Source organism: Burkholderia sp. ABCPW 14 (assembly GCF_001523835.1).
Classification (GTDB): domain Bacteria; phylum Pseudomonadota; class Gammaproteobacteria; order Burkholderiales; family Burkholderiaceae; genus Burkholderia; species Burkholderia mayonis.
The window spans coordinates 1-24,599 of record NZ_LOVS01000048.1 but is presented as its reverse complement, the minus strand read 5'-3'; the positions used below and the strand labels follow the sequence as shown (position 1 = coordinate 24,599).

The following is a 24,599-nucleotide window of genomic DNA, read 5'->3' as shown; positions in this document are numbered from 1 at the left end:
GGCGGAGAGGGAATACGCGCGGCGAGAGCCGTCACGCGGCCTGCTCGTGCGCGAGCGGCTTGCTTGCCTGGCGCGCGTGCCAGCGGCGCACGTGCGGCAGGTCGTCGTCGAGCCAGTACGCGTCGTCGTCGGTGATGACGAGCAGTTCCTCGAACTTCGCGCCGACGCCGGCGAAGCCGAGATGCGGCTCGACCGCCCAGAGGCCGGGCGTCGGCGCGTGATTAGAGCGCGCGTCGATCGACCACAGCGGCGACCAGCCCTGCTCCTTGCCCGCGCGCGTCTGCTCGAGCAGCAGGTTGCGCGTCGAGTTGAGGCCGAAGCGCGCGACGAAGCGCGGCTTCGACAGCTTGTGCAGCTTCGCGACGCGATGCGCGAGCACCTTGAACGGATACGCCTTGTGGCGCGGCTCGACGCCCTGGCGGCGGCACAGCGCGTCGACTTCCTGCGCGACTTCGGCGAGCGTGCGGCGCGCCTTCACGAGCGCCACGATCATCTCGCGGTGCGCGATCAGGTCGTCCTGCAACTGCTCGAGGATCGGGTTGTGGCCGAGGCAGCTCGCGTAGCCGACGTCGGCGACGATCCCGTCGACGACGGGCGCGACGTCGAGGATCACCGGCATGTCGGGCTCGAGCACGCGGTTGCTCGGGAAGAACGCGAGATTGAAGCCGCCCAGATGCTTGAGGCCCGAGAAGCCTTCGAACGCGGTGCGGTCGCCGAACCACGCGAACGGCTTGTGCAGCCAGTCGTGCACGCCGTGGTCCTGCGCCCATTCGATCATCAGCCGCGCAGCCTGTTTCTCGGTGATGCCCGGGTACAGCATGTCGCCGACCGTCTCGACGCAGCGGTACGCGAGCTGCTGGACGGAGCGGAACTGGTCCAGCTCCTCGATGTGGATTTCCGGCAGCGGATGCTCGGCCATGGCGTCGTCTCCCTTTCTTCGTCGTTCTGAGCGGCGATGCCGGCCGCGGATGCGTCAGCCGTCAATGCGCTTCGTCAGTGAATGTGACATTGATCAATGTAAGCATCTTATATCAACGGGCCTCGCACGCGCGCGTGTTTGTGATGAGTACTTTTCCTAATTCGTCGGTGGGAAACGGCGTGGCCCGCGCGGGCCGGCGCGGGCGGAAATGGGGCGAGACCGGGTGGGGCGAGACGGGCCGCGCGTGCGGGCAATCGGGGTTCGATCACTGCTGGGCACGGCCGAAGCGCTCGAGCACCGCGCTCACGAGGTCGATCGGCAGCGGGAAAACGATCGTCGAATTCTTGTCGGCGGCGATCGTCGTCAGCGTCTGCAAATAGCGAAGCTGCATCGCCTGCGGCTGTAGCGCGAGCCGCTGCGCGGCCTTCAGAAGCTGCTCGGACGCCTGCAGCTCGCCTTCCGCGTGGATCACCTTCGCGCGCCGCTCGCGCTCGGCTTCCGCCTGGCGCGCGATCGCGCGGATCATCGTCTCGTTCAGGTCGACGTGCTTGATCTCGACCACCGACACCTTGATCCCCCACGCGTCGGTCTGCGCGTCGAGCGTCTTCTGGATATCGGCATTCAATTGCTCGCGCTCGGCGAGGAGCGCGTCGAGCTCGTGCTTGCCGAGCACCGAGCGCAGTGTCGTCTGCGCGAGCTGGCTCGTCGCGTCGAAGTAGCGCTGGACCTGGATCACCGCCTTTTCCGGATCGACGACGCGGAAATACACGACCGCGCTGACCTTCACCGACACGTTGTCGCGCGTGATCACGTCCTGCGCGGGCACGTCGAACACGATGGTGCGCAGATCGATCCGCACGACCTGCTGAACGACCGGGATGATCAGCACGAGGCCCGGCCCCTTGACTTTCCAGAAGCGCCCGAGCAGGAACACGACGCCGCGCTCGTATTCCCGGAAGATGCGGATCGCCGACGCGATCACGAACAGCGCGAGCACGAACAACAGACTGCCGAAGCCGAACGTGAAGCCCATCATGATTGTTCTCCTTGTGGTGGGGCGGTGTTGTCGTACAGCGGGGCCACGGTCAGCGTGAGGCCGCTTCGGCCCGTCACGCGCACGCGGCGGCCGGCCGCGATCGGCGTCGCGCTCGCGACGCGCCAGCGCTCGCCGTGCACGCGCGCCCAGCCGGCCGCCGACGGCGCGAGCGGCGCGGCCGGATTCGCGCTCGGGCCGATTTCGGGCGGTTGATCGGGCACGAGGCCGTCGTCGAGCACTTCGCCGATGGCGCCGACGATCGCTTCCGCGCCGGTGACGACGGGCCGTCGACGCGCGCGCAGCGCGAAGCCCGACACGCCGAACACGAGGATCGCGCCCGACGCCGCCAGCGAAATGATCACCGGCCACGGCACGCCGTAGCCGGGCACGTCGGTGTCGATCAGCATCAGCGCGCCGATCGCGAACGCGACGATGCCGCCGACGCCGAGCGCGCCGAAAGTCGGCAGGAACGCCTCGGCGACCAGGAACGCGATGCCGAGCATCACGAGCGCGAGGCCCGCGTAGTTGATCGGCAGCAGTTGCAGCGCGAACAGGCCGACGAGCAGGCTGATCGCGCCCGCGACGCCCGGCAGCACGAAGCCGGGATTCGCGAATTCGAAGAAGAGCCCGTACATGCCGAGCGTGACGAGCACGAGCGCGACGCTCGGATCGGCGATCGTCGCGAGCAGCCGGCTGCGCCAGTCGGGCTCGATCGTCTCGATCGGCGCCTGCGCGGTGTCGAGCCGGTGCGTGCCTGTCGCGGTGGCGATCTTGCGGCCGTCGAGCCGCGCGGCGAGATCGGCCGGGTCGTTCGCGATCAGGTCGACGACGTGCTGCGCGAGCGCGTCGTTCGCGGGCAGGCTCACTGCTTCGCGCACCGCGCGCTCCGCCCATTCGACGTTGCGGCCGCGCAACTGCGCGAGGCTGCGGATGTACGCGGCCGCGTCGTGCAGCGCCTTGCGGGTTTCGGTCGATTCGGTATCGGTCGCCGTCGCGCCGGATGCGGCGCCGGGCTCGCGCCGCGCGGCGGGCGGCGCCGGGCCGCCGACGCCGAACTGCACGGGCGACGCCGCGCCGAGGTTCGTGCCGGGCGCCATCGCCGCGATGTGGCTCGCGTAGACGATGTAGGTGCCGGCGCTCGCCGCCCGCGCGCCGCCCGGCGCGACGAACGCGGCGACGGGCACGCCCGAGCCGACGATCGCCTTGATGATCTGCCGCATCGATGTGTCGAGGCCGCCCGGCGTGTCGAGCTGGAGGATCGCGAGCTGCGCGTGCTCGCGCGCGGCGCGGTCGAGGCCGCGCACGACGAAATCGGCGCTTGCGGGGCCGATCGCGCCCGTGACTGGAATCACGACGACGGGCGCGCGCGCGGCGGCGGCGACTGCCGCGCAGGCCAGCAACAGGCCGACCAGCACGGCCGCGCGCGCAAGCCGCGCGGGAAGCTTGCCGTGCCGCGGCGGCGGCCGCGGCGAGGGACGGGGCGTGTGCATCGCGGTGTCGGCCGGCGGCGCGCGGCCGCATGGTGCGGCGCCGCAGCCGGGCCGTGAAAAGGGCGTGCGCCCGGTGCTTAAAGAGTAGGCGGTTTCCGGCGAAAGCGCGAAGCGGCGGCGCGCGCGGCGAGCGCTTCGCCGCGGTAGTCGGCGGGGCTCATCCCGCGCCACTTGCGAAACGCGCGGTAGAACGCGCTCGGCTCGGCGAAGCCGATCGCCGTGGCGACGTCGGCGACGGTGCGGGCCGGATCGGCGAGCGCTTGGCATGCGAGATCGCGGCGCAGCGCGTCCTTGATCGACTGATAGGAATGGCCTTCCTGCCTGAGCTTGCGCCGCAGCGTCGCTTCGGCGACGTGCAGCCGCGCGGCGAGCGCCTGCGCGGTCGGCCACGCGGCGGGCGGCAGCCCGCGCAGCGCCGCGCGCACGCGCTGCGCGAGCGCGTGCGGGTTGCGGTACTTGACGATGAAGCTCGCGGGCGCGTCGCGCAGGAACGGCTTGAGCGTCTTCGCCGTCTGCACGACGGGCAGCGCGGCGAACTCCGGATCGAAATCGACATACGACTCGGGCTGATCGAAGCGCATGTCATCGCAGAACATCAGCTGATATTCGTGGACCGCGCGCGGCTCGCCGCAGCGAAAGCTCGCGTGCAACAGCGGAATGCGCCGCCCGATCAGCCAGCAGGTGAGACCGTAGACGATGACGAAATAAGTCGCGTAAGCGAATATCTCCGGCGCGCTCGCGCCGTCGCGGTGCACGAAGCGCAGCCGCACGCGCTCGGCGTTCGCGTCGATCTCGCCGTGCAGATCGTCGAGCACGCAGTGCATGAAGTTGACCGCGCGCGCGAGCGCGCGCAGCCCGTTGCGCGCGGTGAGCGCCGCCTGGCTCATCGCGATGAAGCTGCCGCAGCGCATCGGGTGCGCGTCCTGGCCGAAGAACTCGTCGTCGAGCGCGCGCGCGATCGCGTTCCACAGCGCGCCGTACTGCCGCGCGGACACGCGCGCGCTCGGCGACGCGAGGAGCGCGGCGGGAATGCCCGCCTGCGCGAGGAGCGGCGCGTCGTCGACGCCGCGCCGCCGCGACAGCGCGAGGCTCGACTCCACGAGCTCGATCGAAACGGTGCCTTTCTTCTCGTCGTACTTCATCGCAGGAGCATGCCGCGGCGCGGTGTGGCAAAAACGATCAGTGTAATTGAGCGGAGCGAGCATCGAACAGAACCCGCGCGTTGCCTACACTTGATTCATCGAGACAGAACGAACGAGGCGCGCCGCGCCATGACGCGGCGGCCGCCCAGGAGACACGCAGCAATGGACGATCTCTACACCGAAGATCAACGAATGATCCTCGACGCCGCGCGTGCCTTCTCCGCCGAAGCGCTCGCGCCGAACGCCGCGCAGTGGGACCGCGAATCGCATCTTCCCGACGAGGTCGTCGCGCAGATGGGCGAACTGGGCTTCCTCGGCATGATCGTGCCGCCCGACTGGGGCGGATCGTACACCGATTACGTCGCGTACGCGCTCGCGCTCGAGGAGATCGCGGCGGGCTGCGCGTCGTGCGCGACGCTCATGAGCGTGCACAACTCGGTCGGCTGCGGGCCGGTGCTGAACTACGGCACGCCCGAGCAGAAGGAGCGGTGGCTGCGCGATCTCGCGACCGGCAAGACGATCGGCGCGTTCAGCCTTACCGAGCCGCAGGCGGGCTCCGAGGCGCACAACCTGCGCACCCGCGCGGAGTTGCGCGACGGCCGCTGGATTCTGAACGGCAGCAAGCAGTTCGTCACGAACGGCGCGCGCGCCGGCCTCACGATCGTTTTTGCCATGACCGATCCGGACGAGGGCAAGCGCGGGCTGTCCGCGTTCCTCGTGCCGGCCGACACGCCGGGCTTCATCGTCGGCAAGCCCGAGAAGAAGATGGGCATCCGCGCGTCGGACACGTGCGCGATCACGCTCGAGAACTGCGCGATTCCGCAGGAGAATCTGCTCGGCAAGCGCGGCGAAGGGCTGAAGATCGCGCTGTCGAATCTCGAAGGCGGGCGCATCGGCATCGCCGCGCAGGCGATCGGCATCGCGCGCGCCGCGTTCGACCGCGCGCGCCGCTATGCGCGCGAGCGCGTCCAGTTCGGCAAGCCGATCGCCGAGCATCAGGCGATCGCCGAGAAGCTCGCGGACATGGCGACGCGGATCAACGCCGCGCGCCTCCTCACGCATCACGCGGCGCGGCTGCGCACGGCGGGCCTGCCGTGTCTGTCGGAGGCGTCGCAGGCGAAGCTGTTCGCATCCGAAATGGCCGAGGCGGTGTGCTCGGACGCGATCCAGATCCACGGCGGCTACGGTTTCCTCGTCGACTACGAGGTCGAGCGCCATTACCGCGATGCGCGGATCACGCAGATCTACGAGGGGACCAGCGAAGTGCAAAGAATGGTGATCGCGCGGCAGCTGTGAATGCTGCCGCGCGAATCGCCGCGCGAATCACAGCGAAGATGCACTCGTGCAACATGGATAGCTTTGCATGGGATCGGAGTAAGCGCTAAAGCGCTAACTCTGATCGACAGGAGACGACACGATGACGGCACAGGCGTTCCTCGACGCACGCGATTTCCTGCTGCGCCACCGCACCGACTACGACACCGCATATCGCAATTTCAGATGGCCGGCGCTCGACGATTTCAACTGGGCGCTCGACTACTTCGACGCAATCGCGCGCGGCAACGACAAGCCGGCGCTGTGGATCGTCGACGCCGCGACGGGCGACGGCGCGCAGTACACGTTCGCGCAGATGTCGGCGCGCTCCTCGCGGATCGCGAACTGGCTGCGCGGCCTCGGTGTCGCGCGCGGCGAGCGGATTCTGCTGATGCTGCCGAACCGCGTCGAGCTGTGGGACACGATGCTCGCCGCGATGAAACTGGGCGCGGTCGTGCTGCCCGCGACGACGCAGCTGTCCGCCGACGACGTGCGCGAGCGCGTGCGGATCGGCGGCGCGCGCTATGCGATCGTCGACGAGAACGAGGCCGAGAAGTTCGAGCAGCCGGGGCTCGACGTGACGAAGATCGTCGCGGGCGCGCCGCGCGCGGGCTGGCTCGCGCTCGCAGACGGCTACGCGGCGAGCGCGGACTTCGCGCCGGACGGCGTCACGCACGCGAGCGATCCGATGCTGCTGTATTTCACGTCCGGCACGACATCGAAGCCGAAGCTCGTCGAGCACACGCACCGCACCTATCCGGTCGGCAGCCTGTCGACGATGTACTGGGTCGGCCTGCAGCCGGGCGATATCCACTGGAACATCAGCTCGCCCGGCTGGGCGAAGCACGCGTGGAGCTGCTTCTACGCGCCGTGGAACGCGCAGGCGTGCGTGTTCGCGTTCAACTACGCGCGCTTCGAGCCGAAGGTCGTGCTCGATGCGCTCGTCGAATACCAGGTCACGACGATGTGCGCGCCGCCGACCGTCTGGCGGATGCTCGTCCAGCAGCCGCTCGCGACGTTCGCGGTGAAGCTGCGCGAGATCGTCGGCGCGGGCGAGCCGCTCAATCCCGAGATCATCGAGCGCGTGAAGAAGGCGTGGGGCGTGACGATCCGCGACGGCTACGGACAGACCGAAACCACGTGCCTGATCGGCAACTCGCCGGGCCAGCCGGTCGTGCCGGGCTCGATGGGCCGGCCGATGCCGGGCTACGCGATCGACCTGCTCGACCCGGACGGCGCGCGCGCGAGCGAAGGCGAGGTCGCGCTGCCGGTGGACGCAAGCGTCGAGCGCCCGGTCGGCCTGATGAAGGGCTACGCGAACAATCCGGAGGCGACCGCGCACGCGATGCGCGACGGCCATTACCGGACGTCCGACATCGCGCTGCGTCGCGACGACGGCTATTTCGTCTACGTCGGCCGCGCGGACGACGTGTTCAAGTCGTCCGACTACCGGCTGAGCCCGTTCGAGCTCGAAAGCGTGCTGATCGAGCACGAGGCGATCGCCGAGGCGGCCATCGTGCCGAGCCCGGACCCGGTGCGGCTGTCGGTGCCGAAGACGTTCGTCACGCTGCGCGCGGGCTACGAGCCGAGCGAGGCGCTCGCGCGCGAGATCTTCCGCTTCTCGCGCGAAAAGCTCGCGCCGTACAAGCGGATTCGGAGGTTGCAGTTCGCCGAGCTGCCGAAGACGATCTCAGGAAAGATCCGCCGCGTCGAATTGCGCCGACGCGAACTGGCGCGCGGCGACGACACGTCGAGCCGGATGCCCGGCGAGTATTGGGAAGAGGATTTCGCGGCCGACGGCAAGTGACGCCCGGCCGCGCCGCCGTATAAACCGGCCGGTGACGCGCGCGGCGCGTCGCCGGCCATAGCCTGGAGAATCGCACGATGAACGCAACCCCGTCGTCCCAGAAGGGACATCACGTGCCGACCGTGAAGCTATTGATCGGCGGCGAATTTGTCGAGTCCCACGCGACCGAGTGGCGCGACATCGTCAATCCGGCGACGCAGGAACTGCTCGCGCGCGTGCCGTTCGCGACGCCGGCCGAGGTCGACGCGGCGGTCGAATCCGCGCAGGCCGCGTTCGCGAAATGGAAGAGCACGCCGCTGTCCGCGCGGATGCGGATCATGCTGAAGTTCCAGGAGCTCGTGCGCGCGAACCTGCCGCAGATCGCGAAGACGCTGACGGCCGAGCAGGGCAAGACGCTGCCCGACGCCGAAGGCGACATCTTCCGCGGCCTCGAAGTCGTCGAGCACGCGTGCTCGGTCGGCTCGCTGCAATTGGGCGAATTCGCGGAGAACGTCGCGGGCGGCGTCGATACCTACACGCTGCGCCAGCCGCTCGGCGTGTGCGTCGGCATCACGCCGTTCAACTTCCCGGCGATGATCCCGCTGTGGATGTTCCCGATGGCGATCGTCTGCGGCAACACGTTCGTGCTGAAGCCGTCCGAGCAGGACCCGCTGTCGACGATGCAGCTCGTCGAGCTCGCGATCGAGGCGGGCGTGCCGAAGGGCGTGTTGAACGTCGTGCACGGCGGCAAGGAAGCCGTCGACGTGCTGTGTTCGCATCCGCTCGTGAAGGCGATCTCGTTCGTCGGCTCGACGGCCGTCGGCACGCACGTGTACCGGCTCGGCAGCGAGCACGGCAAGCGCGTGCAGGCGATGATGGGCGCGAAGAACCACGCGGTGATCCTGCCCGACGCGAACCGCGAGCAGACGATCAACGCGCTCGTCGGCGCGGCGTTCGGCGCGGCGGGCCAGCGCTGCATGGCGACGTCGGTCGCGGTGCTTGTCGGCGCGGCGCGCGACTGGCTGCCCGACATCGTCGCGAAGGCGAAGACGCTGAAGGTCAGCGCGGGCGCGGAGGCGGGCACCGACGTCGGCCCGGTCGTGTCGCGCGCGGCGAAGCAGCGGATCCTCGGTCTCATCGAGACGGGCGAGAAGGAGGGCGCGATGCTCGCGCTCGACGGCCGCGACACGAACGTCGACGGCTATCCGCACGGCAACTTCATCGGCCCGACGGTCTTCGCGGACGTGAAGCCGGAGATGACGATCTACACGCACGAGATCTTCGGGCCGGTGCTGTGCGTGATGTCGGTCGAGACGCTCGACGAAGCGATCGCGCTCGTCAACGCGAATCCGTTCGGCAACGGCGTCGGCCTCTTCACGCAGAGCGGCGCGGCCGCGCGCAAGTTCCAGAGCGAGATCGACATCGGCCAGGTCGGCATCAACATTCCGATTCCGGTGCCGGTGCCGTTTTTCAGCTTCACGGGCTCGCGCGGCTCGAAGCTCGGCGATCTCGGCCCTTATGGCAAGCAGGTCGTGCAGTTCTACACGCAGACGAAGACCGTCACCGCGCGCTGGTTCGACGACGACGCGACGGCGGGCGCCGTCAACACGACGATTCGGCTGCATTGATCGGGAGGCGCGATGAAGATCGGTTTTATCGGTTTGGGCCACATGGGCGCGCCGATGGCGCTCAACCTGCTGAAAGCAGGCCATGAAGTGCACGCGTTCGACCTCAGCGAGGACGCGCTGCGCCTCGTGAAGGACGGCGGCGCGCACGTCGTGATGTCGCCGCGCGACGCGGCGATGGGCGCCGAGTTCGTCGTCACGATGCTGCCCGCGGCCGCACACGTGCGCGCCGTGCTCACGCAGGACGACGGCGTGTTGGCCGGCCTTGGCGCGGGCGCGATGCTGATCGATTCGAGCACCATCGATCCGGCGAGCGCGCAGGCGTTCGGCGAGCTCGTGCGCGGCAAGGGCGGCGCATTCGTCGACGCGCCGGTGTCGGGCGGCACGGGCGGCGCGGCGGCGGGCACGCTGACGTTCATGGTCGGCGGCAGCGACGCCGACTTCGAGCGCGTGAAGCCCGTGCTCTCGGCGATGGGCAAGAACATCGCCCACTGCGGCGCGACCGGGATGGGGCAGGTCGCGAAGGTCTGCAACAACCTCGTGCTCGGGATCACGATGGCGGGCGTTTCCGAGGCGATGGCGCTCGGCGCGTCGCTCGGCATCGATCCGAAGGTGCTCGCCGGCATCATCAACACGTCGACGGGCCGCTGCTGGAGCTCGGACACGTACAACCCGTATCCGGGCGTGATCGAGACCGCGCCGTCGTCGCGCGGCTACACGGGCGGCTTCGGCGCCGATCTGATGCTGAAGGATCTCGGCCTCGCGAACGACGCGGCCAAGCAGGTCCGGCAGCCGGTGTATCTCGGCGCGCTCGCGCAGCAACTGTATCAGACGATGAGCAGCCGCGGCGACGGCAAGCTCGATTTCTCCGCGGTGATCCGCCTGTATCAACCGGTCAAGAAGGACGCCTGATGATCGAGCTCGACTACGCCGACGACGGCGCGATCGCGCTCGTCACGCTCAAGCGCCCGTCCGCGAATACGTTCAGCGCGGACGGGCTCCTTCAACTGCAGCGCACGATCGAGCGGCTCGAGGCCGATTCCCGCGTGCGCGCGCTCGTCGTCACGGGCGACGGCCCGAAGTTCTTCAGCGCGGGCGCGGATCTGAACGCGTTCGCGCAAGGCGATCACGCGATGGCGCGCACGATGGCCGCGCGCTTCGGCGCGGCGTTCGAGGCGTTGCACGACGCGCGCTTTCCGACGATCGCCGCGATCAACGGCTATGCGATGGGCGGCGGCCTCGAATGCGCGCTCGCGTGCGACATGCGCATCGCCGAGCGGCACGCGCAGATGGCGCTGCCCGAGCCATCAGTGGGCCTCACGCCGTGCGGGCTCGGCACGCAGACGCTGCCCTGGCTCGTCGGCGAAGGCTGGGCGAAGCGGATGATTCTCGCGGGCGTGCGCGTCGATGCGCAAACCGCGCTGCGCATCGGCCTCGTCGAGGAAGTCGTCGACACGGGCCGTGCGCGCGACGCCGCGCTCGAGCTCGCGCGCGGCGCGGTCGCGCTCGGCCCGCGCGCGGTTGGCGTTGCGAAGGAACTGATCGGCCTCGCGCGGCAGGGCGTGCCGCGCGGCGCGGCGCTCGCAATCGAGCGCGAGCGCTTCGTCGACCTGTTCGACGGCGGCGAGCCGCGCGAAGGCGTCGCCGCATTCCTCGGCAAGCGCGAGCCGCAATGGCGAATCGACGACGGAGGGCACCCGCAATGAGCACGCCGATGATGCACGACGCTCGCCACGACACGGCGGCGCGCGACGTGCAGATGCGCGTCGTGAACCGCGTCGCGCTGATCACGCTGAACCGGCCGGCCGCGCTCAACGCGCTGTCGCACGACATGGTGCGCGAGCTCGCCGCGTTGCTCGAACGCTGCCGCGACGATCGCTCGATCGTCGCCGTCGTGCTGCGCGGCGCGGGCGACAAGGGCTTTTGCGCGGGCGGCGACGTGCGCGCGCTCTACCGGATGGCGAAGGCGGGCGGCCGCGGCTGGCTGACGTTCTTCGTCGACGAATACCGGCTCGATTACGCGATCCACACGTTCCCGAAGCCCGTCGTCGCGCTGATGGACGGCATCACGATGGGCGGCGGGATGGGGCTTGCGCAGGGCGCCGCGCTGCGCGTGTCGACCGAGCGCAGCAAGATCGCGATGCCGGAGACGCGGATCGGCTTCGTGCCCGACGTCGGCGCGACGCATTTTCTCGCGAAGCTGCCGGTCGAGCTGTCGCTGTACGTCGGCCTGACGGGCGCGACGCTGTCGGGCGCGGATGCGCTCGTCGCGAAGCTGGCCGATCTGTCGGTGCCGTCGTCGTGGCTCGACACGTTCGAGACGCGGCTCGAACGCACGGACTGGTCGGGCGACGCGCTGCGCGCACTGCGCGCGGTGTTCGCGCCGCCGTGCAACGTCGTGCCGCACGCGGCGCTCGACAGCCAGATGCCATGGATCGTCCGGCATTTCGACAAGCGCTCGGGCGTCGAGCGGATCGCAGCGACGCTGCGGCAGGATCTGACGCGCGACGAGCTGTCGCGCGAGCACCGGCAATGGCTGCAGACGACGCTCGACGCATTGACGAGCCATTCGCCGACGATGCTCGAAGTCACGCGCGAGGCGCTGTTGCGCGGCCGGCAGATGACGCTCGCCGAATCGTTCCGGATGGAGCTCGGGATCGTCGCGCACGCGATCGAGGAGGGCGATTTCTGCGAAGGCGTGCGCGCGCATCTCGTCGACAAGGATCGCAGGCCGGGCTGGGCGCCCGCGTCGCTCGTCGAGGTGCAGCGCGAGCGTGTCCAGCATTTTCTCGCGTCGCCGTGGAAGCGCGACACGCATCCGCTCGCCGATCTCGGCGCGGCGCGACATGACATGACGTGAAATGACGTGACGGCCGGCGCGCCGCCGGGTGCGCCGGGCCGCGCGGTCCGGCACGACGTCGCAAGGGCGCGACGGCGCATCGATGCGCCGTCGCGCGATGCGGCGCTCAGCGAGCCGCGTCGCGCAGCTCGCGTCGCAGGATCTTGCCGACGTTGCTCTTCGGCAGATCGGCGCGGAACTCGATGTGCTTCGGCCGCTTGTAGTTCGTGAGGCGTTCCTTGCAGTACGCGAGCACGTCCTGGGTGGTGAGCGCCGGGTCCTTCTTCACGACGAACAGCTTCACCGCCTCGCCCGAATGCTCGTCGGGCACGCCGATCGCCGCGACTTCGTACACGCCCGGATGGGACGCGACCACGTCCTCGATCTCGTTCGGATAGACGTTGAAGCCCGACACGAGAATCATGTCCTTCTTGCGGTCGACGATCTTCACGTAGCCGCGTTCGTCCATCACGCCGACGTCGCCGGACTTGAAGAAGCCGTCCGGCGTCATGACCTTCGCGGTTTCGTCCGGCCGATTCCAGTAGCCCGCCATCACCTGCGGACCGCGAATGCAGATTTCGCCCGCCTGGCCGAGCGGCACGTCGCGGCCGGCATCGTCGCGGATCGCGATCTCGGTCGACGGCAGCGGCACGCCGACGGTGCCGGTGTGCGCGGCGATCGTCACCGGATTGCAGGTCGCGCTCGGCGACGTCTCCGACAGGCCGTAGCCTTCGACGATCGGCACGCGCGTGCACTCGTGCCAGCGCTTCGCGACGCTGTCCTGGATCGCCATCCCGCCGCCGTTCGCGACAATGAGCTTCGAGAAGTCGAGCTTCGGGAAGTCGGCATGATGCAGCACCGCGTTGTAGAGCGTGTTGACGGCCGGGAACGCGGAGATCGGATAGCCTTCGAGCGCGGCGATCATCCCGCCGATGTCGCGCGGATTCGGGATCAGCACGCCGAGCCCGCCCGCGTGGATCGTCATGAAGCCGCACACCGTCAGCGCGAACACGTGATAGAACGGCAGCGCGATCGCGGTCACGAACTGCACGTCCTTCGGCCGGCCTTCGACGAGCGGCGCGCGCCATGCTTCGGACTGCAGCACGTTGGCGACGATGTTCCGATGCAGCAGCGTCGCGCCCTTCGATACGCCCGTTGTGCCGCCCGTGTATTGCAGGAATGCGATGTCGTTCGGCTCGATCGGGATGCGCCGCAGCGCATGCTGCGCGCCCTGCGCGAGCGCCGCATTGAAGCGCGTGTACGATGGCAGGCTCCATGCCGGCACCATCTTCTTCACGCGGCGCACGACATAATTAACGAGGACGCCCTTCACGCCGAGCAGATCGCCCATCGCGGCGACGACGACGTGCTTGATCGACGTCTTCGCGATCACCGCCTGCAGCGTCGTCGCGAAGTTCTCGAGGATCACGATCGCCTCGGCGCCGCTGTCCTTCAGTTGGTGCTCGAGTTCGCGCGGCGTGTAGAGCGGGTTCACGTTGACGACCACATAGCCCGCGCGCAGGATCGCGGCGATCGCCACCGGGTACTGCAGCACGTTCGGCAGCATGATCGCGACCCGCGCGCCGCGCGACAGGCCGCGCGACTGAAGCCACGCGCCGAGCTTGCGCGACAGCGCGTCGAGCTCGCCGTACGTGATCGATTTGCCCATGCAGACGAACGCGTCGCGCGCGCGATAGTCGCGAAAGCTCGCCTCCATCAGCGCGACGAGCGACGCATAGCGCGACGTGTCGATATCGGCCGGCACGCCGGGCGGATAGGCCGCAAGCCAGATCCTGTTCATTCTCATGTCTCCTCGTTGGTGTATTCGGCGTGCCGCGAGTGGCTCGCGGCATCGCTCGGCTGCATCGGCGATGCGTGCCGCGAGCCTGCGTCGCGGCGCGTCAACGCACCGCCGCGGGTTCCGCGGCGCCTTCGCCCGCGCCGCCTTGCAGGATTCGCCGATAGATGTCCGCCGCGCTGATCCGGCCGTAGCGTTCGCGCGCCTCGGCGGGCGTCAGCGTTTCGCCGCGCTCGGGCGGCACGCCTCGGATCACGGGCTCGATGACCGGGCGGGTCGACGGCGTGATGGCGTCGACGAGCGCGAGCGAAGCACGCTGCGTCGCGAGTAACTTCATCGCGGCGCGCACGAGCGGCGCAATGGCGGCGCCGACCCAATGCGGCTGGCGAATGCCGGCGAGCTCGCGCATGTACGCGGGCATCGTCGACAGCGTCGCGGCGCGCATGACCCATGCCGCGAGCTTCAGGAACGGGCGCGCGGCGCGCGACGTGTTGGCGTCGATCGTGATCCGCGAGCCGTCGAGCAGATACCGCATCGTCGATTGCGTGAGTTCCGATGCGGCGAGCCGCGGGCGCATCTCGGCGAAATACTGGCGGATGCCTTGCCGCGTGCGCGGCACGGCGGACGACGGGCATGTCTGCAGCTCGGCCGCGATCGCGCATTCTTCCCAATAGCGCGCTTCGTCGGCCGCGGACAGCTTGCCGGGGCCGAAGCGCTCGTACGCGATCAGCACCGAATGCCAGCCGGTGAGCAGAATCCACAGCTGCGAATCCGGATCGTTCGCGTCGAAGCGCTTGCCGCTGACGGGCTCGATGCCGACCGCTTTCGCGTGCACTTTCACGAGTATCTCGGACGCGTCGAGCGCGCTGCGCGCGTCGCCGACCGCCACCGTCGCGAAATACCGGATCGTCCGGTCGTAGCGCAGCTTCGGGTTCGTGTAGATGCCGCGCCGGGAGTTGACGGCCGCGAGCAGGAACGGATCGAGCTCCTCGACGACGACGGAGCGCTGAAAGCCGATGGTGAGCGCGGTGGGGCAGGTCCACACGCGCCAGGTCGGGGAATCGGGGCCGAAGAAACCGTAGTCTTCCTGTCGTTTCCGGTCCTGACGATCAATATTCCTGACTAAATCCATCGCAATGTCTCCTGTATGCGCCGCCACTGGAAGAATCCGGCCGTCAGGCTTTCATGAATCCGCCGAGCACGATCCGGCCCACGTATGCGCCGAGTTCGTCCGGCGTCCACTGCTGTTCGTCGTCGAGCATCGCGCGCACCGCGCCGTCGCCGAGCGACATGAAGATTTCGACGAGCACGGGCAGCTTCTTGTCGATCTGCTTGACGCCCGCCTTCTTCATCATGGGCCCCATCAGCGCGCCGACCTGCTGCGCGACGCGGCGTCGCGCATTGCCGTAGCGTTCGACCGCGTCGCGATCGTGATCCGCGGCGAGCACGAGCCGCCACGAATCGGCGTGCTCCGCGACGACCTTCAGCAGCGCCTGGAATCCGGCCGTCATCCATTGCTTCGGATCGCCGAACGGCGGCTCGTGCGGTAACGCGGAAATCACGCCGTCGAACAGGCGGCGCTCTTCGCGTTCGAGCAGCGCGTCGATCAATTCTTCGCGCGATGCGAAGCACGCGTAGACGACCGGCCGCGTGACGCCGAGCGCCTGCGCGATCGCTTCCATCGACACGCCCGCCAATCCGCGCGTGACGGCAATGCGCAGCGCGGCGTCCAGCACCTGCGGCCGTCTGCGCTCGGGGCCCAAATGGGCGGCACGAGTACGTTCTTGCATCGCTGTTCCTTCACATGCGTAGGAAATATATGCAGCGGCGTAGGATTTCGGCAAGCGAATTCGTTCGAGCGCGGACTCGAAACGGCGAGGCGCGCGCGGATTGGGGCTGCGCTCAGGACGACCGGTCCGCGCCGCCCAGCGCCTTGTAGATGCTCATCCGATTGTTGAGGCGGCCCAATTGGGCGCGCGCCAGCGCGCTTTGCGCATCGCGCAGCCGTTGCTGTTCGTCGAGCCACGGCTGCACGCCTGTCGCGCCGGCGACGAAGCGCGCCCTCGCAAGCGATTCCGCACGCCGCGCCTGTGCGAGCGCGAGCGTGCGTTCGTCGGCCTCGGCGTCGAGCTGCACGCGCGCGGACAGCGCGTTCTCGACCTCGCCGAGCGCGCGATACAGGTTCTGGCGGAAATTGACGACCGCTTCCTCGTACTGCGTTTTCGACACCTTGATCTGCAACTGCATCGTGTTCCACTGGATGAACGGCAGCGCGAGCCCGAGGCCGAGCGTCGCGACCGGGTTTTGCAGCACGCGCTCGAGGCTCGTGCTCGCCGTGCCGATGTTGCCCGTCAGCGTGAAGGTCGGGTAGAAGCTCGTGCGCGTCACGTCGACGTTCGCGAGCGATTCGCGCAGCCGGAACTCGGCCGCGCGCAGATCGGGGCGGCGGCCGAGCAGCTCGGCGGGCAGGCCCGCGGCGACTTCCGGCAGCGGCGCATCGGGCAGCGCGCCGCGCTCGGCTGCTTGCCGCTGCGGCGGCCGGTCGAACAGGATCGCGAGCGCGTTGCGGTTCTCGGCGCGCTGCTGGATCAGTTGCGTCTGGTCGGCACGCAGCGCGGACAGGTTGCGCTCGGCTTGCGCGACGTCGAGACCGGACGTCGCTCCCGCCGCATGGCGCGAGCGCACGAGCTTCAGCGTCCGCTCCGCATACGCGATGTTCGCGTTGCCGAGCGCGATCTGCTGGTTCAGGTATGCGACCTGCCAGTACAGCGCCGCCGTCGTGCCGATCAGCGACAGCCGCGCCGCATCGCGGTCGGCCTGCGTCGCTTCGAGCTCCCAGCGCGCGGCGTCGCGCTGCGCGGCGAGCTTGCCCCACAAGTCGAGCTCGTAGCCGAGCGTCGCCGTGATGCCGCTCGTGCGGCCCATCCGGTGCGTGTCGAGCGTGCGCGATACGTTGCCGGTCGCGCCGAGCGTCACGTTCGGCGTCAGGTTCGTATCGGCGAGCCCTGCCTGCAGTTGCGCGCGATAGACACGGATCGCGGCGGCCGCGAGATCGTTGTTCGTGCGCAGCGCTTCGTCGATCAGGCGATCGAGCGTCGGGTCGCCGAAGCGGCGCCACCAGTCGTCGGGCGCGGCGCTCGCCTGCGCGGCGACGGGCGACGCCCATTGCTCGGGCAAGCGGACCGCGTGCGGCGGCGTGTCGCGCGACTGCGTCGCGCAGCCGGTCAGCAATGCAGACGCACATGCAAACGCGGCGGCGCGTCGGGCGAAACGACGGGTCGGGAAGTGCGTCATCGCTTCACCTCAATCGCGCGCGAGCGCATCGATCGGATCGAGCCGCGACGCGTTGCGCGCGGGCATGAAGCCGAACACGACGCCGATCAGCGTCGAGCACAGGAACGCCGACACGATCGAGCCGGCCGAGAACACCATCTTCCATTGATCGACGAACAGCGAGAACAGGAAACTCATCCCGAACGACAGCACGATGCCGATCGCGCCGCCCATCAGGCACACGGTCACGGCTTCGACGAGGAACTGCTGCATGATGTCGGCCTGCCGCGCGCCGACCGCCATCCGGATGCCGATCTCGCGCGTGCGCTCGGTCACGGACACGAGCATGATGTTCATCACGCCGATTCCGCCGACGACGAGCGAGATCACCGCGATCAGCGACAGCAGCAGCGTCAGCGATTGTCCGGTTTTCTCGACGGTCTTGACGACGCTGTCCATGTTGTACGTGAAGAAATCCTTGCGGCCGTGCCGTTGCAGCATCAGCTTCGTCAGGCTCTTCTCGGCCGCGTCGCTCGGCTGGCCGTCGCGCACGCGCACCGTGATGCTGTCGAGATGGCGCTGGCCGAACAGACGCCCCGATGCGGTCGTGTACGGCACCCAGACGTTGAGGTTCTTCATGTCGCCGAACGCGCTCTTCTTTTCCGCGGTCACGCCGATCACGACGCACGGCAGGTTGTCGATCAGGATCACTTCGCCGAGCGGGTTCGGCTTCGCGCCGAACAGCTTGCGGCGCGTGTTCTCGTCGATCACCGCAACCTGCGCCTGGCGGCGCACCTCGTCGGGCCCGAACGCGATGCCTTGCGCCATCTTCATCCCGCGCACCTGGAAGAAGCGCTCGCCGACGCCGCTCACGAGCGCGTTGACGTCGACGTTCCGATAGCGCAGCAGCAGGCTGCGCGACGTCTCGGGCGTCGCGCTGTCGACGTAGATCTGCTCGGCGAGCGCTGCGGCGTCGGCGGGCACGAGCGTCTGGATCGTGTCCGCGCGGCTGTCGCCCCAGTCGCGGCCGGGGTAGACGTTGATCGTGTTCGTGCCGATGCTGCCGATCTCGTCGAGCATGTAGCGCTTCGCGCCTTCGCCGATCGCGACGATCGACACGACCGACGTGATCCCGATGATGATGCCGAGCATCGTCAGCAGCGTGCGCAGCCGATGCGACACGAGCGCGATCCATGCCATCCGGAACGCTTCCGCGAAGCGGCCGACGCCCGCCGACAGACGGCGCGTGCGGTGGGGCGCCGGGCCGCCGTTCGCGTCGTGCTCGCCGTCGGCGTCGTCCGCGCGCGGATTGAGCCGGTCGCCGACGATCCGGCCGTCGCTGATCTCGATGATGCGCCGCGCATGCGCGGCGACGTGCTCGTCGTGCGTGACGATGATGACCGTGTGGCCGAGCGCGTTCAGCTCGCGCAGGACCCGGATCACGTCCTGGCCGCTCTTCGAATCGAGCGCGCCCGTCGGCTCGTCGGCGAGAATCACTTCGCCGCCGTTCATCAGCGCGCGCGCGATGCTGACGCGCTGCTGCTGTCCGCCCGACAACTGGCTCGGCCGATGGTCGGCGCGATCCGACAGGCCGAGCCGCGCGAGCAGCTTCAGCGCGCGCTCGCGCCGCTCGGCGTGCGCGCTCCCCGCGTAGACGGCCGGCATCTCGACGTTCGCGGCCGCGCAGAGATGCGGCAGCAGGTGATAGCGCTGGAAGATGAAGCCGAAATGCTCGCGGCGCAGGCGCGCGAGCTCGTCGCTTTCGAGCTCGCTCGTCTCGCGTCCGCTCACCTTGTAGCTGCCCGCGCTCGGATGATCGAGGCAGCCGAGGATGTTCATCAGCGTCGACTTGCCCGAGCCGGACGCGCCGACGATCGCGACGATCTCGCCCGCGCCGATCGAGAGGCTCACGTCGTCGAGCACGACGACGTCCTTGTCGCCCGCGGGAAAACGCCGCGTGACGTGCATCAGTTGCAGCAATGGTTCGGCCATCGTCAGCTCCCCGCGCCGGACGCGGCGGCGCCGGCGGCCGCGGGTTCGTTCGCGTCGCCGATGATCACGCGCTCGCCTTCCTTCAGGCCCGCGAGCACTTCGACCTTCACGTTGTTGTTGATGCCGGTGCGAACCTTGCGGGTCGCGACTTTGTCGTCGACGCCGACCACGCGCACCGGGTACGTGCCGTCCTTGTCCTTCGCGCCGAGCGCGGTGACGGGAATGTTGAGCGCGTTGCGCGCGGTGCCGAGCAGGATGCTCACTTGCGCGGTCATCGAGATGCGCAGCCGATGGCCGGAATTCGGCACTTCGAAGAGCGCGTTGTAGAACACCGCAGTGTTCGATTTCGACGAGCCGCCGCCGCCCATGCCGCCGAGTCCGCCTTGCGTGTCGAGGAAGTTCTGCGGCGCGGGCTCGATCGCGCGCAGCTTGCCGTAGTAGCGCTTGTCGGGCTCGCCGAGGATCGTGAAGTACGCGGCCTGATCGGGGTGGATGCGGATCACGTCCGCTTCGGACACCTGGGCTTTGACCGTCATCGTGTCGAGCTCGGCGAGCTTCAGGATCACGGGCGCCTGCTGTTGCGCGATCACGGTCTGGCCTTCCTGCGTGACGATTGCGACCACTTCGCCGTCGATCGGCGCGGCGATTCGCGTGTAGCCGAGGTTCGCGCGCGCGATCTCGATCTTGATCCGCGCCTCGCGGATCTGTGCGTCGAGCGCGGCGAGGCTCGCGCGCTGCACGTCGAGCGTCGCGGCCGCGGTCTCGTAGTCCTGGCGCGATGTCGCGTCGTCGGGCAGCATCTGCTGCTGCCGCTTGAACGCAAGCTCGGCCTGCTTGAGCTGCGCGGCGGTCGAGCGCTTCTGCGCGATCAGGTTGTCGACGTTCGCTTCGGCCTGACGCAGCTCGTTCTGCGAGATCACCGGATCGATCTCGGCGAGCCATTGATCTTTCTTCACCTTGTCGCCGAGCTTCACCTTCAGCGACTTCAACTGGCCGGACACCTGTGCGCCGACGTCGACCTGCTTGAACGCGTGGAGCGTGCCCGTGGCCAGCACGGCGTTTTCGAGGTCGGCGCGGGCGACTTTCGCGGTCAGGTAATGCGGCGCCTTGTCTTTCGCGAAAAAGCGTTGGACCAGCACGACGAGCGAGACGAGCACGACGACGCCGGCCGCCGCGGCGATCCAGCGGCGTTGGGATTTTTTCATGGGAGGCAGAGCGGTAAGGCGTGGCAGGCGGGCAATTGTAATGAAAATGCAAACCGTCCATTGGAATACGGAAAGGCGCGCCGGGTTCAATGCAGCGACAAATTTCTTCAATATTTCGACAGTTCGTTACACGCGCGGCGTGAAAGCGCGATCTCGGCCGCCGCCGTGCGTCATTTGCATATCTCGCCGCGGCGGGCATCGATAGCTGAATTCATTGGTTGGCTGACATGCCGGCCCGCCCTACGATGCGCCGAGACAGACGCCGCGCGAAGCGGCGCGTCCGAGGGCCATTGCCGACCGGCCGGCCGCACGCCGCCGAATCCTTACCGTCCCCTTCATGCTTCAAGGAACGATCCGATGAGTCACGAGCCGGACCACCTCAAGTTCGCCTACTGGGTGCCCAACGTCAGCGGCGGCCTGGTCGTCAGCAAGATCGAGCAGCGCACGAGCTGGGATATCGACTACAACCGACGTCTCGCGCAGCTCGCCGAGAAGAACGGCTTCGATTACGCGTTGTCCCAGATCCGCTTCACGGCGGGCTACGGCGCCGAGTTTCAGCACGAATCCGTCGCGTTCAGCCATGCGCTCCTCGCCGCGACCGAGCGGCTTAAGGTGATTGCCGCGATCCTGCCGGGGCCGTGGCATCCGGCCGTCGTCGCGAAGCAGCTCGCGACGATCGATCAGTTGAACCAGGGACGCGTCGCGATCAACGTCGTGAGCGGCTGGTTCAAGGGCGAATTCACCGCGATCGGCGAGCCGTGGCTCGAGCACGACGAGCGCTATCGCCGCTCGGAGGAATTCATCCGAGCGGTGAAGGGCGTCTGGACGCAGGACAATTTCACGTTCAAGGGCGACTTCTATCGCTTCAATGACTACACGCTGAAGCCGAAGCCGTTGCAGCAGCCGCATCCGGAGATCTTCCAGGGCGGCAACTCGGCGGCCGCGCGCCGGATGGCGGCCGCCGTGTCCGACTGGTACTTCATGAACGGCAACACGCTCGACGGCCATCGCGCGCAGATCGACGAGATCCGCGCGGCGGCGGCCGCTCAGGGACGGCAAGTGAAATTCGGCGTCAACGCGTTCATCATCGCGCGCGACACCGAGCGCGAGGCGCGCGACGTGCTCGACGAGATCGTCCGTCACGCGGACGTCGACGCCGTCAACGCGTTCGGCCACGCGGTCAAGCAGGCGGGCAAGGCGGCGCCCGAAGGGCAGGGAATGTGGGCCGATTCGAAGTTCGCCGATCTCGTTCAGTACAACGACGGTTTCAGGACCAACCTGATCGGCACGCCCGAGCAGATCGCCGAGCGGATCGTCGCGCTGAAGGAGATCGGCGTCGATCTCGTGCTCGGCGGGTTCCTCCATTATCTCGAGGATGTCGAATATTTCGGCAGGCGCGTGCTGCCGCTCGTGCGCGAGCTGGAGCGGCAGCGCGACGCACAGCCGGCTTGATGCGATGCGACGCGGCGGCCCGTCGAGCGTCTCGCGTCTCGCGACGAGCGACGAGCGACGAGCGACGAGCGACGAGCGACGAGCGACGGGTCGTGCGCTGTCGGGTGCGCGATGGACTGGCGAGGGAATGGCGCTGTTCGCGAGCGCACGCGGCGCTTCATCGGACTCCGCGTTTGAATTTCTCGTTTGAAACATCCACGCCGAACATCCACGCCGTGCGTGCGATCGCATGCGCATTCACCGTATCTCGTCCAACTGCGCCGAGCATCGCCTTCATCGCACGACCCGCGTCGTCGCGCCTTCGCGCGGTCACACCGCTGCAATATTGACGAAAGCACAATAGGCACCCGACAGTTCACCAACATCGCGGCGCCTCTCGCGCGGTCGCCGCGTCCATACTGAAGGGGCCGGTATGCTTCATACCTTCGCGCGCGCCGTGTGCGCGCTTGCGGTCGCGTCGGCTTGCAACACCGCCAACGCCTACGACTATCTGTTGCTCGCGACGTCCTGGGAGCCGGGCTTCTGCGCGACGCACAGCGCCACCGAGTGCAGCACGCTGTCGGGTTCGTACGCGTCGACGAACTTGTCGCTGCACGGTTTGTGGCCGAACAACTACGACGGCAATCAGCCGTTCTATTGCGGCGTGCCGCAGAACGAGATCGACCTCGACAACAACCATCAGTGGTGCAGCATGGACTCGTACCCGGTCGGCTCGTCGACGTTGAGCGCGCTGTCGACGTACATGCCGGGCGTCGCGTCGTGCCTCGACAAGCACGAGTGGTACAAGCACGGCACCTGCGCGCAGGCGCCGTCGGCCGACGCGTACTGGAACAACGCGACCGGGATGGTCAGCCGCCTGTCGACGACGTCGTTCAACACGTTCCTGCAATCGAACGCGGGCAACACGGTGACGCGGACGCAACTCCTGAGCGCGTTCGAAGGCGCGTTCGGCAGCAATACGCGCGGCGCGGTATCGCTCAAGTGCGTGAAGGTCAACTACGTCAGCTATTTCACCGAGGCGTGGATTGCGGTGAAGACGGATGCGACTTCGCAGTTCCCGAGCGCAGCGTCGCTCGTGACGGACGGGAGCACGCAGGGCACGTGCCCGACGTCCGGGATCTACATCGCGAAGTAAGCGCGGCCTGGTTGGCGCAGTTCGGGCGGTACGCGGCTCGGGCAAGCGGCGCGGAGCGCAAGCGAAGCGATCGCGGTTGTCGGACCGGCAGCCCGAGTGCTGCCGGGTGGGCTGCCGGGTAGGCGGCGAACGTCGCCGGCGTCGGCGACGTGACGTCGCCCGGTTGCCGCTCGGCCGTTGCCCGGTTTTCCGCCGGTCAAGCAGCGAGATCGCTTGCCGGCGCGCAGGTCGCCGATTGGCAACTGGCGGCGCGGCTTGCGGAGGAGCGGTCGCGTGGGTCATCGGTGACCGGCGACATCAAGGCGCTCGCGCGCCGTCAGATCCTGCGTCGCGCCGCTGAAGTCGTCAGAAAATCGAACGCCCCGAATACGTCGTCAGCCACTCGAGCGCGAGCGTGCCGGCGAGCGCCGACATAAACCTGCCGCCGTTGCGCCGGATGAGTCGCGCTTGACCTCGGCGCTTCAAAAAATCGATCGCCCTGAATAGGTCGTCAACCATTCCAAGGCCAGCGTCCCCGCGAGCGAGTTGCCGTTCGGATCGAGCCCGGGCGACCACACGCACACCGCCATCTCGCCCGGCAGCACCGCGACGATCCCGCCGCCGACGCCGCTCTTCGCCGGCAGCCCGACGCGGTAGACGAAGTCGCCGGCGGCGTCGTAGGTGCCGCAGGTCAGCATCAGCGCCGACAGTCGCTTCGCCGAGCTCGGATCGAGAATCCGCGCGCCCGTCGCCGGCGCGACGCCGCCGTTCGCGAGAAAGAGCGCCGCCTGCGCGAGCTCGACGCAATTCATCGTGATCGCGCATTGGCGGCAATACGCGTCGACAACCATCTCCGGCGGCATCTGCATGTTGCCGAAGCTCGCCATGAAATGCGCCATCGCGCGGTTGCGCTCCGCGTGCTGCAACTCGGACAGCGCGACGCGCGAATCGTAGTCGATGTCGGCGATGCCGGTCAGGCGCCGGATGAATTCGACGAGCGCCGTCTCCGCGCGCACGAAGCGGCGGCTCAGCACGTCGGCGACGACGAGCGCGCCCGCGTTGATGAACGGATTGCGCGGCTTGCCGCGCTCGCTTTCGAGCTGCACGAGCGAGTTGAACGCGGTGCCGGACGGCTCGCGCCCGACGCGCTGCCACAGTTCGTCGCCGAGCAGTTGGAACGCGAGCGTGCACGCGAACAGCTTGGAGATGCTCTGGATCGAGAAGCGCTCGCGCGCATCGCCGACCGTGTGGACTTCGCCGTCGAGCGTGACGACGGCCATGCCGAACCGTTCGGCGGGCACCTTCGCGAGTTCGGGGATGTAGTCGGCGACGCGGCCCGCGCCGATCCAGGGCGCGAGTTCGGTGTGGATGCGTTCTAGGATCGCTGCGTAATTCATCGAATCGGTACGCGGTGCGCCGCGCGGGTATGAAGCGAGCCCGTATGGAACCTTCTCGGCGGCAATTCGTCAAGCATCGGCGGCGCATCGTGTCGCGAGCAAATGAATTGTCCGGGTCTGTAGCACGTAATCTGTCCGGTTTTTGGGTGCGGCATGAAGCCACCCGTAAGCCGGGCACGGTGGTTACAGGAAACCCGGAAGATGAGATTCGAAGAGG

At 68.3% G+C, this 24,599-nt stretch carries 19 protein-coding genes; 8 read left to right on the top strand and 11 right to left on the bottom strand.

Annotation, left to right across the window (positions count from 1 at the left end; genetic code table 11):
* Nucleotides 1-31: 31 nt before the first annotated feature.
* From WS62_RS06295 to WS62_RS06280, 4 genes are all read right to left on the bottom strand, one after another.
* A complete protein-coding gene (locus WS62_RS06295) occupies nt 32-919 on the bottom strand; it encodes a M24 family metallopeptidase (RefSeq protein ID WP_066569093.1) in 888 nt (295 codons plus the stop codon).
* Between the two features lie 265 nt (nt 920-1,184).
* On the bottom strand, nt 1,185-1,955 hold the full coding sequence (locus tag WS62_RS06290) for a slipin family protein (protein ID WP_066569091.1): 771 nt from the start codon (nt 1,953-1,955) through the stop codon (nt 1,185-1,187).
* Nucleotides 1,952-3,445: an NfeD family protein gene (locus tag WS62_RS06285; RefSeq protein WP_066569088.1), complete on the bottom strand. Its 1,494-nt coding sequence runs from the start codon at nt 3,443-3,445 to the stop codon at nt 1,952-1,954. Before WS62_RS06285 ends, WS62_RS06290 begins: the two co-directional genes overlap by 4 nt.
* 77 nt (nt 3,446-3,522) lie before the next feature.
* The gene (locus WS62_RS06280) at nt 3,523-4,650 is read right to left on the bottom strand and encodes an AraC family transcriptional regulator (protein ID WP_082720746.1); all 1,128 of its coding nucleotides are present in this window, start codon (nt 4,648-4,650) and stop codon (nt 3,523-3,525) included.
* A gap of 99 nt (nt 4,651-4,749) precedes the next feature.
* Between WS62_RS06280 and WS62_RS06275 the strand changes: the two genes are divergently transcribed.
* From WS62_RS06275 to WS62_RS06250, 6 genes are all read left to right on the top strand, one after another.
* Nucleotides 4,750-5,883, top strand: a complete 1,134-nt coding sequence (locus WS62_RS06275) for an acyl-CoA dehydrogenase family protein (RefSeq protein ID WP_066569077.1) — start codon at nt 4,750-4,752, stop codon at nt 5,881-5,883.
* 121 nt (nt 5,884-6,004) lie between these two features.
* The gene (locus WS62_RS06270; RefSeq protein ID WP_066569069.1) at nt 6,005-7,708 is read left to right on the top strand and encodes an AMP-binding protein; all 1,704 of its coding nucleotides are present in this window, start codon (nt 6,005-6,007) and stop codon (nt 7,706-7,708) included.
* Between the two features lie 77 nt (nt 7,709-7,785).
* Nucleotides 7,786-9,315, top strand: coding sequence for a CoA-acylating methylmalonate-semialdehyde dehydrogenase (locus tag WS62_RS06265; protein WP_066569066.1), 1,530 nt, complete (start codon nt 7,786-7,788; stop codon nt 9,313-9,315).
* 12 nt (nt 9,316-9,327) lie between these two features.
* A complete protein-coding gene (gene mmsB, locus WS62_RS06260) occupies nt 9,328-10,224 on the top strand; it encodes a 3-hydroxyisobutyrate dehydrogenase (RefSeq protein WP_066569063.1) in 897 nt (298 codons plus the stop codon).
* Nucleotides 10,224-11,018 (top strand): enoyl-CoA hydratase, encoded by a 795-nt coding sequence (locus WS62_RS06255; protein ID WP_066569061.1) that lies wholly within the window; start codon nt 10,224-10,226, stop codon nt 11,016-11,018. Before mmsB ends, WS62_RS06255 begins: the two co-directional genes overlap by 1 nt.
* Nucleotides 11,015-12,172, top strand: a complete 1,158-nt coding sequence (locus tag WS62_RS06250; RefSeq protein WP_066569058.1) for an enoyl-CoA hydratase/isomerase family protein — start codon at nt 11,015-11,017, stop codon at nt 12,170-12,172. The genes WS62_RS06255 and WS62_RS06250 overlap by 4 nt, the downstream gene beginning before the upstream one ends.
* Nucleotides 12,173-12,278: 106 nt before the next feature.
* On the opposite strand, the gene WS62_RS06245 is transcribed toward WS62_RS06250, so the two are convergent.
* The 6 genes from WS62_RS06245 to WS62_RS06220 all read right to left on the bottom strand — a co-directional run bounded on the left by WS62_RS06245 (nt 12,279) and on the right by WS62_RS06220 (nt 20,419).
* Nucleotides 12,279-13,952 carry a long-chain fatty acid--CoA ligase gene (locus tag WS62_RS06245; protein ID WP_066569055.1) on the bottom strand — a complete coding sequence of 558 codons (1,674 nt, stop codon included), beginning with the start codon at nt 13,950-13,952 and terminating at the stop codon, nt 12,279-12,281.
* 100 nt (nt 13,953-14,052) lie between these two features.
* Nucleotides 14,053-15,081: an oxygenase MpaB family protein gene (locus WS62_RS06240; protein WP_082720745.1), complete on the bottom strand. Its 1,029-nt coding sequence runs from the start codon at nt 15,079-15,081 to the stop codon at nt 14,053-14,055.
* A 43-nt stretch (nt 15,082-15,124) separates the two neighbouring features.
* Nucleotides 15,125-15,739, bottom strand: coding sequence for a TetR/AcrR family transcriptional regulator (locus WS62_RS06235; protein ID WP_226377317.1), 615 nt, complete (start codon nt 15,737-15,739; stop codon nt 15,125-15,127).
* Nucleotides 15,740-15,851: 112 nt separating this feature from the next.
* Nucleotides 15,852-17,243, bottom strand: a complete 1,392-nt coding sequence (locus WS62_RS06230; RefSeq protein WP_066569052.1) for an efflux transporter outer membrane subunit — start codon at nt 17,241-17,243, stop codon at nt 15,852-15,854.
* A gap of 9 nt (nt 17,244-17,252) precedes the next feature.
* A complete protein-coding gene (macB, locus tag WS62_RS06225) occupies nt 17,253-19,214 on the bottom strand; it encodes a macrolide ABC transporter ATP-binding protein/permease MacB (RefSeq protein WP_066569050.1) in 1,962 nt (653 codons plus the stop codon).
* Nucleotides 19,215-19,216: 2 nt separating this feature from the next.
* Nucleotides 19,217-20,419, bottom strand: coding sequence for an efflux RND transporter periplasmic adaptor subunit (locus WS62_RS06220; protein ID WP_066569048.1), 1,203 nt, complete (start codon nt 20,417-20,419; stop codon nt 19,217-19,219).
* Nucleotides 20,420-20,776: 357 nt separating this feature from the next.
* Here WS62_RS06220 and sfnG point away from each other — a divergent pair, with 357 nt between their 5' ends.
* Together sfnG and WS62_RS06210 are read left to right on the top strand one after the other, a co-directional pair.
* Nucleotides 20,777-21,871, top strand: a complete 1,095-nt coding sequence (gene sfnG / locus WS62_RS06215; RefSeq protein ID WP_059471593.1) for a dimethylsulfone monooxygenase SfnG — start codon at nt 20,777-20,779, stop codon at nt 21,869-21,871.
* Nucleotides 21,872-22,283: 412 nt separating this feature from the next.
* Complete coding sequence (locus WS62_RS06210) at nt 22,284-23,006, top strand: ribonuclease T2 (protein ID WP_066569047.1); 723 nt, start codon at nt 22,284-22,286, stop codon at nt 23,004-23,006.
* Nucleotides 23,007-23,467: 461 nt separating this feature from the next.
* Here WS62_RS06210 and WS62_RS06205 read toward each other — a convergent pair whose 3' ends face one another.
* Nucleotides 23,468-24,382 carry a glutaminase gene (locus WS62_RS06205; protein ID WP_066569046.1) on the bottom strand — a complete coding sequence of 305 codons (915 nt, stop codon included), beginning with the start codon at nt 24,380-24,382 and terminating at the stop codon, nt 23,468-23,470.
* Between the last annotated feature and the right edge of the window lie 217 nt (nt 24,383-24,599).